The sequence below is a fragment of the Paraburkholderia sp. XV genome, from assembly GCF_020177535.1.
Lineage (GTDB): Bacteria > Pseudomonadota > Gammaproteobacteria > Burkholderiales > Burkholderiaceae > Paraburkholderia > Paraburkholderia caribensis.
The window spans coordinates 1-10,742 of sequence record NZ_JAGUUD010000183.1 but is presented as its reverse complement, the minus strand read 5'-3'; the positions used below and the strand labels follow the sequence as shown (position 1 = coordinate 10,742).

At 63.2% G+C, this 10,742-nt stretch carries 10 protein-coding genes; 2 read left to right on the top strand and 8 right to left on the bottom strand.

Annotated elements, in window-relative coordinates; genetic code table 11:
• Positions 1-164 precede the first annotated feature (164 nt).
• Complete coding sequence (locus tag KFO72_RS39780; RefSeq protein ID WP_060606847.1) at positions 165-1,271, bottom strand: TIGR03118 family protein; 1,107 nt, start codon at positions 1,269-1,271, stop codon at positions 165-167.
• Between the two features lie 337 nt (positions 1,272-1,608).
• Here KFO72_RS39780 and KFO72_RS39775 point away from each other — a divergent pair, with 337 nt between their 5' ends.
• Positions 1,609-2,940 carry a condensation protein gene (locus KFO72_RS39775; protein WP_225034367.1) on the top strand — a complete coding sequence of 444 codons (1,332 nt, stop codon included), beginning with the start codon at positions 1,609-1,611 and terminating at the stop codon, positions 2,938-2,940.
• 32 nt (positions 2,941-2,972) lie between these two features.
• Here the strand turns inward: KFO72_RS39775 and KFO72_RS39770 are convergent, their stop codons facing one another.
• From KFO72_RS39770 to KFO72_RS39760, 3 genes are all read right to left on the bottom strand, one after another.
• Positions 2,973-3,371, bottom strand: a complete 399-nt coding sequence (locus tag KFO72_RS39770; protein ID WP_060603424.1) for a hypothetical protein — start codon at positions 3,369-3,371, stop codon at positions 2,973-2,975.
• Between the two features lie 76 nt (positions 3,372-3,447).
• Positions 3,448-4,401 carry a sulfonate ABC transporter substrate-binding protein gene (locus tag KFO72_RS39765; protein WP_225034365.1) on the bottom strand — a complete coding sequence of 318 codons (954 nt, stop codon included), beginning with the start codon at positions 4,399-4,401 and terminating at the stop codon, positions 3,448-3,450.
• A gap of 13 nt (positions 4,402-4,414) precedes the next feature.
• A complete protein-coding gene (locus tag KFO72_RS39760; protein ID WP_054932487.1) occupies positions 4,415-5,242 on the bottom strand; it encodes a MetQ/NlpA family lipoprotein in 828 nt (275 codons plus the stop codon).
• A gap of 451 nt (positions 5,243-5,693) precedes the next feature.
• Between KFO72_RS39760 and KFO72_RS39755 the strand changes: the two genes are divergently transcribed.
• Positions 5,694-5,954 carry a hypothetical protein gene (locus KFO72_RS39755; protein ID WP_225034364.1) on the top strand — a complete coding sequence of 87 codons (261 nt, stop codon included), beginning with the start codon at positions 5,694-5,696 and terminating at the stop codon, positions 5,952-5,954.
• Positions 5,955-5,984: 30 nt separating this feature from the next.
• On the opposite strand, the gene KFO72_RS39750 is transcribed toward KFO72_RS39755, so the two are convergent.
• From KFO72_RS39750 to KFO72_RS39735, 4 genes are all read right to left on the bottom strand, one after another.
• A complete protein-coding gene (locus KFO72_RS39750) occupies positions 5,985-6,740 on the bottom strand; it encodes a hypothetical protein (RefSeq protein ID WP_054932485.1) in 756 nt (251 codons plus the stop codon).
• Positions 6,741-6,900: 160 nt separating this feature from the next.
• Positions 6,901-8,178 carry an ATP-binding protein gene (locus tag KFO72_RS39745; RefSeq protein WP_225034362.1) on the bottom strand — a complete coding sequence of 426 codons (1,278 nt, stop codon included), beginning with the start codon at positions 8,176-8,178 and terminating at the stop codon, positions 6,901-6,903.
• A 171-nt stretch (positions 8,179-8,349) separates the two neighbouring features.
• Complete coding sequence (locus KFO72_RS39740) at positions 8,350-9,261, bottom strand: LysR family transcriptional regulator (protein ID WP_054932484.1); 912 nt, start codon at positions 9,259-9,261, stop codon at positions 8,350-8,352.
• Positions 9,262-9,326: 65 nt separating this feature from the next.
• Entirely contained in the window at positions 9,327-10,577 is a 1,251-nt protein-coding gene (locus KFO72_RS39735) for an acyl-CoA dehydrogenase family protein (protein WP_054932483.1), read from the bottom strand.
• Positions 10,578-10,742: the final 165 nt, after the last annotated feature.

Sequence of the window (10,742 nt, the reverse complement as noted above, 5' to 3'; positions counted from 1 at the left end):
GCGGATGCCAGCGCAAACACCGGCAAACCACCCAGCGTCGCAGACAACCAAAACCGAAACCAAAACCAAAACCGGATGCCACTCAGCACACAGGCGGACGCCTGAAGCCCGCTAACAACTCGCGGACGCGAACAGCAAAGCAAGCGAACCACAATCAAAAACCTTCAGTTCCCCGCCGCATCAATGCGCCCGAACACCCCACTCGTCTTGCTCGGCCCCGCCGCATAGAACAACGTATTCTTCGGCTGATTATCGACATCATTCCCGAAGCTGATCCCCCACAGCCCCTGCTGCGCAAACGGCTGTCCATCATGCAACATAAGCTTTCCAAGATCCTTCGCACTGTTCGGATCGAACGCCTCAATCGTGCCGTCGCCGAAATTCCCCACCAGCAAATCGTTGCTCAACGTACCAAAGTTCGCGGGTGCCTGCGCAAGGCCCCACGGCGCATTCAGCACGCCGCCCATCCCAGCGAACTGCCTGACGAAGTGGCCGCTGAGATCGAACTCGTCGAGCACGCCCAGCCCTGCGCCCACAACCTGCGCGCTGGCCGTCGCGTTCTGCTTCGCGTAGCTGACAAAGATGTTGTTGCCGATCGCCTGAATGCCGAACGGCGCAAAGCCTGCCGGCAGCGTCGGGTCCTTGAACTGTCCGTCGAGCTGGACCTTCGTGAACGCGGTATTGAACACGTCGATCTTGCCGTTGTGAAAGTCCGCCGCGTACAGCAGGTTCTGACCGTTCACGGCGGCCGCCGTCAATCCCTTGTAATTGGCGCCTGCGCTGCCGTCGTCGAATGCGGTCACGGCCTGCGTCGGCAGCACTTTCGGCGACCAGGCGGCGATCGTGCCGGCGTCGGTGGCCCAGATGAAGACGGCACTGCTGCTGTTGCCGCCGCCGCTAATGGTGAAATCCGTCGTCGAATTGAAGATGATCCCCGTCGGTCCCGCAGGGCCGTTCTTGCCATCGGGAATCGTCACGACGAGCGATTGCACGACGCCATTGCCGTCGTACAGCGTCGACTTGTGAGTCGTGTTGTCCGACACCCAGAAGGTGCCTTTCGGATTGAACGCCACGCCCCAGCCGTTTTGCAGGTTCGGATCGGTATGTGCGGCGGCGATGCTGCCGTCGGAAACCAGTGCTGTCGACGTAAACGGGCTGGCGGGCGGTGCGGACGGCGCGGGCGAATCGTTTCCGCCGCCGCATGCCGCGAGGCCGGCCGCCAGAGCGCTGGCGAGTGCGATTGCGAATAAAGGTCTACAGGTCTTCATCATCGACTTCCTCATTCGTTGTGATGCATGTAGATAGGATCGCTAATAAAAAGAACTGGGATGTTCTCGATCGATCAAAATGGTCCCGATTGAGCCAGGACCTCTCTACATAACAACTGCCGCGGCCTGCCTATTCCAAGGTTTTTGCGCTTGAACCGTTCGAGCATTGCATCCAGTCACGCCTTCGCATCTGACGATGCGACTTCGCAGCGCGCACTGAAATGCGAAGCGCCAGCTGCTATTCATCAGAGCATCGGAATTTCGGACGCGTTGATGGAATAAGCGGAATTCGTCAGGCGTTCTTCGAAGTACTACCGCCAACGAAACATGGAAGGACCTTATGAATTCATTAGCCGAACCCGTCATGATCCGCGCCGCGCGTTCGCTGGGTGCAATGGAAAAGTTCTTTTATCTGTTGAATCAGAGTCATCCAAATCATTTCGCCATGATCGGCGAGGTGTCGGGGCCCACGCGCGTTCATCAGTGGCAGGATGCGCTCGATCTGGTCGCGCACCATTCGCCGCTCGTGTGGTCGCGCGTCGAGCGGGACATCAACGGCACGCCCGCATTCGTGCCCGTGCCGCATGGTTCGGTCCCGATGAAAGTGGCGGCGGTGGGTTCGACAAACTGGACGGACGAAGTCGCCGCGCAAATCGCGCAACCTTTTGATGAACTGCATCCGCCGCTGCTGCGCGCGACGCTGCTGCATGGCGAGTCACGTTCGGTCATCGTGCTCGTCGCGCATCATTCGGTCGGTGACGGGCTGTCGCTGACGTCGTTGCTCGGCGATCTGTTGCGTGCGGTAGCGGGCGAAAATCTGATGCGCAGCAGCGAGACGAGGGCGCTCGAGCGTTTGATCGAACTGAAGCATGGCGCGCCGAAACTCCCTTCGAGCGCGCCGGTGCCGTTGGATGAGCCCATGCGCGCGCCGCTGGAGATGCGGCGGCCGGACGGTTCGGCGCCGCATGTCGAGTCGCTGCGTCTGACCTCCACGATGACGCGCGCGCTGCGCGAGCGCGCGAGGGCGGAACGTACCTCGGTTCAGTCGGCGCTGATCGCGGCGTTCACGCGGGCAATGTGCTTTCTGAAGGCAGGCGCGCAGAAGGAACCGCGCGTGCTATCGCCCATCGATTTGAGGCGTCGCCTGCTCGACGGCAGCGATCATCTTGCGATGTGCGCAAGCGGTGTCGTTCACGCCGACGACAGTCCGCGCGACGCGAGCCTGTGGAGCCGCGCGCGCCACGCCGCACAGGCGTTCGCCGATATCGAGTCGACGGAGGTACTGGCGGAGCGCGTGCTGACGGCACACGCGCTGCTCGACACGGTGAATGGAACGGCCGACGCCAAAGCCGTTTTCGCGCAGGCATTCGCGAACGATGCAGTGGTCACGAATCTCGGCGTCGTGAATCTGCCGAGGCGCTTCGGCCCGCTCACGCTCGACGCGGTCTGGGGGCCTTCGGTTTCGGTGGGCGTCGTCGACGAACAGGTGATCGGCGCGGCGACGTTCGACGGGCAACTGCATCTGGTGCATACGAGCTATATGCCCGTGCTGGGGTTGCTCGACCAGATGGTGGCGGAGATCACGGCGGCGCTAACCAACGAAAACTCGAACGAAAACGCGAACGAAAACACGATCCAAAATGCGGTCCAAAGCCAGGCCGCCCGCGAATAAAGTTTTCGACGCGAAGGGGAGGGGCGGCGAACTCAATCGTCGCAGCGCACGTCCTTCTTCTGCACGACGATAATCACGGGATACGTCTGGCCATGTTCGAGTTCGATGCGCGCGACCACCGACATCGTCGCGCTGTCGATATCGTCGTACACGCTCACCTTTTCCTTGCGAAGATTCTCGACGCCGACGCAGCCGGTTGCGCGCCCTTCGTCGTTCACCTGGCATTGGATCGGGTGCTCGGAAATGTAGCGATAGCGGTCGCGGTCAGGTGTCGCGAGATATTCACGCATGCTGTCAGCCGCGCCGCCGACGCCCGTCACATAGCCAATCGCGCAACTGAGGTTATCGTTCGCGCCGGAGTCCGCGGCAATCGCAGCCGTGCTCGCGACGGCGATTGCCGCCGCGAGTGTCGATGCAGGAAGGAATTTCATCGCGCAGTGTGCCTCGCAGTGTGCCTGTTACGATCGAAGTGCTGGATTGTAACGGCAACGCGCGAAACGGGTCTTGCTACGCGAGGTTAGGCGGTGCGGCCTTCAGCACGTCCACATGCTTTGGAATCAGCCCAAGGTCGAGGAACGTATCCGCAATCTGCTGCTGTTCGGCGAGGATCGCGCGCGTGATGGGCTGCGTGCCGAACTGCTGGCGCGCCACGGCTACATCAACGACGGTCTTGGGCAAACCCCACAACTGCGCGAGCTCGCTCGCCAGTTGATCCTTGTTGTGCGCGCCCCACTCATCGACCTTGCCGAGTTCCTCGATCACGATGCGGATCACGTCGGCATTTTTCGCGGCATACGTCTGCGACGAAAAGTAGTACGCGCGATTGCCGACCACGCCGCTCGCATCGGCAATCACGCGAGCGCCGAGCGTTTTCTCCGCTGCGGCGAAGAACGGGTCCCAGATGACCCATGCGTCGATGGAGGCACGCTCGAACGCGGCGCGCGCGTCGGTGGGGGCGAGGAACACGAGGTTCACGTCGCCGTACTGCAAGCCGTGCTGACGCAGCAGCTTCACCAGAAAGTAGTGGACGTTGCTGCCTTTGTTGAGCGCGATCCGCTTTCCCTTCAGGTCCGCGACCGTGCGGATGGGCGAATTCGGCGGCACGAGCACGGCTTCGGATTGTGGCCGCGTCACCGTCGCGGCCACATACGCGAGCGGCGCACCCGCCGCCTGGGCGAAAATGGGCGGCGCTTCGCCGACGTCGCCGAAGTCGATCGAACCGACGTTCAGTGCTTCCAGTTGCACGGGGCCTGCGGAGAACTCCGTCCAGCTCACGGATACGTTGAGGGGCGCGAGCCGCTTTTCGAGCGTGCCGCGTCCCTTCAGCAGATTCAGATAACCCTTCTGATTGCCGATGCGCAGCGTGCGCGGCGAACCCTGCGCGAAGGCGGCGGGCACGGCCGCCGCCGCGGCAGCGGCGAGCGACTGTTTCAGGAACGAACGTCGGTTGGTCATGGACATGGCGTGCGCCCGCTTAGTGCTGCGGTGCGCCGTCCCATGCGGGCAGCGTGGCGCCGTGATAGACGGTCAGGATCGACGAAGCGACATTGGCCTGCTGGTAGCTGTCGACCAGCGTCTTCACCCAGGCCGCCTTCGCATCCTTGGCGTTGACCGCGATGAAGTTGCGATACGGGTTGCCCGGCACCTTCTCCTGCGCAATGCGTTCCTGCGGAATCTGGATGCCCGCCTTGATCGCCCAGTCGGTGTTGACGACGGCAGCGTCCACGTCGCTGATCGCGCGGCCGACGATGCCCGCGTCGAGTTCCTTGATCTGGATGTGCTTCGGATTCTCCGCGATGTCGCGGGCGGTGGGCAGCAGGCCGACGTCGGGGCGCAGCTTGATGAGCCCGTTGGCCTGCAACAGCAGCAGCGCGCGGCCTTCGTTGCTCGGGTCGTTCGGCACGCCGATGGTCGCGTTTTGCGGCAGCGCCGCGACCGACTTCACCTTGCGCGAATAGAGACCGATCGGCTGCACATAGGTGAAGCCGACAGGCACGATGTCATAGTGGCGCGCGGCGATCTGCGCATCGAGATACGGCTTGTGCTGGAACGAGTTGGCGTCGAGGTCGTGTTGCGCGAGCGCCTCGTTGGGTTGCGTGTAGTCGGAGAAGGTCGTGATCTTGACCTTGATGCCGTGCTTCGCCGCGTTGGCCGCGACGGCGCGCCACACGTCCTCGTCTTCGCCGGACATGATGCCGACGCGCACCGTCTGGTCCGCGGCGAGCGCCGCTTGTGCGCTCACGATCCCGCATGTCAGCAGAATGGAGAAAAGTGCGGCCTTGAGCGTCCTGGTTGTTTTCATGATTCAGAAGTCATCGGTTGAAGATGCCGAGATCGTAGAGAGCCGCTCGGGGCCGCGCAAATAATATCGAGCGCTATCGTTATCGCGTATGAGCGCAAGGGTTTCAAGGCGGGGTTCCGAAGTAGCAGAGGGCGAGCGCGGCCGCTGTCGTCGTCAGGAAGTCGCGCAGAACGCGCGACCGCGTGAAGGAGGTGAAGCGTCGAATCCGTGCCATAGATCGCCCTCTCGCCCGGCTGTGATCGAAGCCTTCAATCTAGCGAAGCGGAGCGCGCGAGCGAACCAATCAATGGTCAGAATCAAAGCAGTTCCGGCGCTTTGGGCGCCGTTTGCGGTATGTGGACCGCCGGGCACGCGGCGCGGTCCAGCGCGCGCCGGCTTCGAATGAGTGAGCAATTTGCCGGCGGCGGGTTGACCTAATATTGGGTGGGCAACAGTCACGGGAGGCCATGCAATGCCGTCAACGCCCGCTATCGCGTATGTGCTGGTTGTGCTGGTTGTGCTGGTCACGGCGGCTGGCGCCGCGACAGCGCAAGCGGCCGACGCCGCCGCTCCCGTCGACACCGCGGCAAGCGAACCCAAAACGCTCAAGGAGCGTCTGGGCGACAAGGCAAGCGACGACCAGCGCGTCGACAACTGCAAGGTGCCCGTCGCGGAGCGTGGCAGCAAGCTGCGCCCGGACGACTGCCTGCACGGGCGCAGCGCTGCAAACTAGCGCGGCTGCGTGGGCTTTGGTTTCATGAAGCTAGTGCGACACCTTCGCTGGCCGCTGCCGAAAGAGTGTTCCGCAAACCAGAATGAACAGGACGAGTGCGATTGATGCGCCATAGCGGCTCATCGCGAGACCGCCGTTCGCGATGGGCTTGTCGAGGAAATCGCCGACCACGGCGCCGAGCGGACGCGTCAGGATGAACGCGGCCCAGAACAGCAAGGTGCGCGGTATCCGTGTCGCGTAGTACGCGATGACGAGCGCCAGCAGCAGGCCGCCGTAGATCAGCGCCGCGCCGGCATAGCCGAGACCTTCGGTGTCGGCTGTCCAGTCGCCGAGCGCGGTGCCGAGCGTCTGCGAAAACATGATCGTCAGCCAGTAGAACATTTCGGCCTTCGAGGACGAGACGGTCGTCACGGAGACCGACCCCATGGTTCGATACCAGACCAGCAGCGAAGCGAGCAGCAGGCCCAGCAGCAACGCGCTGCCGCCCGCGTAGCCGATGCCCAGCGAGCGATCGGCAAAATCGGCGAGGGTCGTGCCGACTGTGGTCGTCGCGATGATCGTGATCCAGTACAACACGGGATTGAAGCGGTCCGCCTTGATCTGCGCGGTCACGGCGACCAGAAATATGACGCCGAAGATCAGCGTGCTGACGAGATAGCCGAGGCTCATCGACATCGAGGCGGCATCGCCGCCCGTTTCGCCGAGCGTGGTGGCGGCAATCTTGATGATCCAGAACGCGAGCGTGACCTCGGGGACTTTGACGACGGCGTTGTTCGGTTTTTCCATGGCGTCGGGCGTGAAAGCGGGTGAAGGGCGCGCCGCGTCGAGCGTCGTGTTTCGTTGCTGCAACGCGGCACAAAGGCCACAGATTAGGGGGCGTCTGCTTAAGAGAGCCTTATTTCTTCAGCTTTCGACCGCGCGGCATCCGCCATGAAAACCGCGAGCGTCAATTCAGGCGGGCCTTGGGCCTGGACACGAAAACGCGCGCCCACAGTCCGCCTTCGGGATGATTGCCGAGCTTGAGTTTCGCGCCGCAATGCTGCGCGAGCCGGCCGACGATCGCAAGCCCGAGTCCCCAATGCTCGCCGTGCGTCATGTGCGGCTCGCCGCTTTCGCCGCCCGTTTCGTTCGACGCGAGACGCACGAAGGGCTGCGTCGCCGCGGCCAGGTCGCTCGCGCTGATGCCCTTGCCGTGATCGCGCACGCTCAGCATCCACGTGCGCACGCCGCGCGCCGTGCAGATTTCGACGGGCGGCGCGCCGTGCGCGAGCGCATTGCCGACCAGATTGCCGACGAGCCGCTCCAGCGCGTCGCGCGGCAGCTTGAAGTCCGCGCCCGCATTCAGGCGCAGCACGATCTGCGCATTGTCGAGCGTGGCGCCGTGCACGAAGCGGTCGTGCAGCCATGCATCGACGCACACCTGCGCCGCCTGCGTTTCGCTGCTCCCCACGACGTCGACGAACTGACGCGCGACGTTCGAGAACAGTTCGATATCTTCGATGAACCCCACGCGCCTGTGCCATTGCGCGACGTTCAGCGCACGCGTACGCAAGCGGGCGACGCGCGCGTCGATCTGCCGGGAGAAGGCGGCGAGCGCCGTCGACTGTTCATCCAGTGCCCGGCTGTGGCGGCCCATCAGGTCGTTCAACGCGCGCGCGAGCACGCGCACGTCGCACACGCCGCGATCGGGCACGCGCAGCGCGGTGCCGCCTGCGTCCGCGTGGCGCGCCAGCTGCGCGAGCTCGCGCAGGTTGCGGCGCATCTGGCTGAACCAGTAGGCGCACAGCGCGATCAACGCGGCAGGTAGTGACAGGATCAGCGGCGCGAAACGCGGGTCGTACGCGTAGGAGAGGGGCGCGTCGTCCCAGCTATCGGGAGATTCGGTGTCGGCCAGTGCGAGCGCGCTCATTGATTTGGACAATGAGGTGGTCAATGAGGCGGACATCGGCGCGGCGTTCCACACGGCGGCGCGCAGGCTGGGCGTGACGGGCGCGCCGAGATCGACGATGTGCGGACGGATCGACAGCGCGGGGCCGATGCCTGCTGCGTCGGCTGTATCGAGGAAGGTGTCTTCGCGCGCGGCGTAGGACGCGCCCGCTTGCGGCGTGCTGGAAGGAAAGCCGTCGGCGGCTAAAGAAATCGACTCGATCAGCCGATAACCGACATGCACGGTAAGCAACATCGCCACCGATAACAGCACCGTTCGTGCGAACAAGGTATTCACGTCTTTCTCTACGTCGATGATTCGCTCAGGTCGCGCCGCAAGGCGCACGCGCGCCTGCGGATTCAAGCGATGATCGCCGCAAGAGGCTGTTTCCAAAACGCGGAACAGCCGTGAAAAGAGGCCTTTCCTTACCAGATGTTGCCGCCGCCGTCGCTGATGTGCGGCAATGCTCTACACGCTGCCCGCCTCGGCCATTTCCATCATCAGCCGGATCACTTCGCCGCGCACCCAGCGGTTCGCCTGGTCCTGCTCGCCGCTGCGATGCCAGTACAGATGCCATTCGAGTTTCGCGAGCGGGAACGGCAGCGGCAGAATGCGCGCGTCGTAGCGTTGCAGTAGTTGCACGGGCGCAGTGAGCGCGAGATCGGTGCGCAGCGCGATGAGCGGCGCGACCATGTAGTGCTGCACGCGCATCTGCAACTGGCGGCGCTTGCCGAGCTTGTGCAGTTCGGCATCGACGAGGCCGCTGCCCTGGCGGCGGCTCGATACCTGAATGTGGCCGAGCGCGAGATAGTCGTCCATGGTCAGCGTGTCGCCCGCGAACGGATGATCGTGGCGCAGCATGCACGCGTAGCGGTCGCTGCCAAGCGGCATCTGATGCAGTTGCGGATCGTCGATGAGAGGCACGTCGATTGCGAAGTCGATCTTGCCTGTCGCGAGCGCGGCGGCCACTTCGCTGCGCGGCGTGAAATAGCTTTCGATGCGCATGCCGGGTGCCTGCTGCTGCAGCACTTCGCCGAGCGCGGGCAGGAGAATCGCTTCCGTCAGGTCGGGCATGCTGAGACGGAAGGTGCGCTCCGATGCGGCGGGCACGAACACGTCGCCTTCCGTTGCGCTCGTTTCCAGCAGTTGCAGCGCTTCGCGTACGCGGCCGATGATGTTCTCGGACAGGGGAGTGGGCACCATGCCCGACGGCGTGCTGACGAAGAGGGGATCGTTGAACGCCTTGCGCATGCGCGCGAGCGCATTGCTGACGGCGGGCTGGGTGATGAACAGCATGTCGGCGGCGCGCGTCAGGTTGCGTTTGTCGTAGATCGCTTCGAATACGACGAAGAGGTTGAGGTCGAGTTTGGGTGGACGCATCGCGGGGTCTCCTATCGCGAGACATGATAAGCGAGGGCACTGAGGCGTTGCGTCCGTATCTGCGTTCAGTCGCGCGGCGGCACGGTCAGGTACGCGGCGGCGGCTCCCGGCGTCGCTTTGCTTTGTGCGAGTTCCATGCGCGCGATGGCCTGCAGGTGGACTTCATCGGGACCGTCGGCGTAACGCAGCGCGCGGCCCCAGGTCCAATGATCGGCGAGCGGCGTGTCGGGGCTGAGGCCCATCGCGCCGAACACCTGCATTGCGCGATCGCAGACGGTGGTGTGCAGTTGCGGAACGAGCGCCTTGATCATCGAGATTTCCTTGCGTGCCGCTTTGGCGCCGACTTCGTCGATGAGCCACGCGGTTTTCAGCACGAGCAGCCTTGCCTGATCGATTTCGATGCGCGACTTCGCGATCCATTCGCCGATCGTGCCGTGCTGATGCAGATACTTGCCGAACGTCTTGCGTTCCTGCGAGCGCTCGATCATCAGTTCGAGCGCGAGTTCCGCCGCGCCGATCGAGCGCATGCAGTGATGGATGCGCCCTGGCCCGAGCCGCGCCTGGGCGAGCGAGAAACCGCTGCCTTCTTCGCCTAGCAGGTTCGTTGCGGGGACGCGGACGTTCGTGAACGTCATTTCGCAATGCCCTTCCGGTGAGATGTGATTCATCACGGGAATGTTGCGGATCACTTTGACGCCGGGCGTTTCGGCCGGCACGAGAATCATGCTTTGTTGCTGGTGTGTTTCCGCGTCCGGGTTTGTTTTTCCCATCACGATGAAGATCTTGCAGTTCGGATGCGCGGCGTTTGTGATGAACCACTTGCGGCCGTTGATCACGTAGTCGTCGCCGTCGCGGCGGATCGATGTCGTGATGTTGGTGGCATCTGATGACGGGACGTCGGGTTCTGTCATCGCGAAGGCTGAGCGGATCGTGCCTTCCAGTAGTGGCTTGAGCCATTGCTCGCGTTGCGCGGGTGTCGCGAACATGTGGAGCAGTTCCATGTTGCCGGTGTCGGGGGCGTTGCAGTTGAAGACTTCCGGGGCCCAGGAGATGCGGCCCATGATCTCGGCGAGCGGCGCGTATTCGAGGTTCGTCAGGGCTGTGCCGGGTTCGTCGTGCTTCAGGTGTGGCAGGAACAGGTTCCACAGGCCTTCTGATCTGGCTTTTGCTTTTAGCTCTTCCATGAAGGTGGCGGGGAAGCAGCCCGCATGCGTTTCGGCGAGCCACTGGGCGTGGCGGGGCACGATGTGCTCTTTCATGAAGGTGCTTATGTGGTGGCGGAGGGTTTCTACTTTTTGGCTGTAGCCGAAGTTCATGATGTGGTTCCTTTGTTTAATCTGGGTTTTAGGGTTTTGGGGTTTTAGGGTTTTGGGGTTTTGGCCTTTGCGCTGGCATCCGCGAATTGCTTTTGCTTTCGCTTTGCGCGGGCATCCGCGAATTGTTAGCGTGCTTCAGGCGTCGCCCCTGTGCGGGGCGGCACC

Excerpts from the sequence above, each read along its gene's own strand:
- KFO72_RS39775 (WP_225034367.1), top strand. The coding sequence starts at position 1,609 with ATGAATTCATTAGCCGAACCCGTCATGATCCGCGCCGCGCGTTCGCTG.
- KFO72_RS39750 (WP_054932485.1), bottom strand. The coding sequence starts at position 6,740 with ATGGAAAAACCGAACAACGCCGTCGTCAAAGTCCCCGAGGTCACGCTC.
- KFO72_RS39755 (WP_225034364.1), top strand. The coding sequence starts at position 5,694 with ATGCCGTCAACGCCCGCTATCGCGTATGTGCTGGTTGTGCTGGTTGTG.
- KFO72_RS39740 (WP_054932484.1), bottom strand. The coding sequence starts at position 9,261 with ATGCGTCCACCCAAACTCGACCTCAACCTCTTCGTCGTATTCGAAGCG.
- KFO72_RS39770 (WP_060603424.1), bottom strand. The coding sequence starts at position 3,371 with ATGAAATTCCTTCCTGCATCGACACTCGCGGCGGCAATCGCCGTCGCG.
- KFO72_RS39780 (WP_060606847.1), bottom strand. The coding sequence starts at position 1,271 with ATGATGAAGACCTGTAGACCTTTATTCGCAATCGCACTCGCCAGCGCT.
- KFO72_RS39760 (WP_054932487.1), bottom strand. The coding sequence starts at position 5,242 with ATGAAAACAACCAGGACGCTCAAGGCCGCACTTTTCTCCATTCTGCTG.
- KFO72_RS39765 (WP_225034365.1), bottom strand. The coding sequence starts at position 4,401 with ATGTCCATGACCAACCGACGTTCGTTCCTGAAACAGTCGCTCGCCGCT.
- KFO72_RS39735 (WP_054932483.1), bottom strand. The coding sequence starts at position 10,577 with ATGAACTTCGGCTACAGCCAAAAAGTAGAAACCCTCCGCCACCACATA.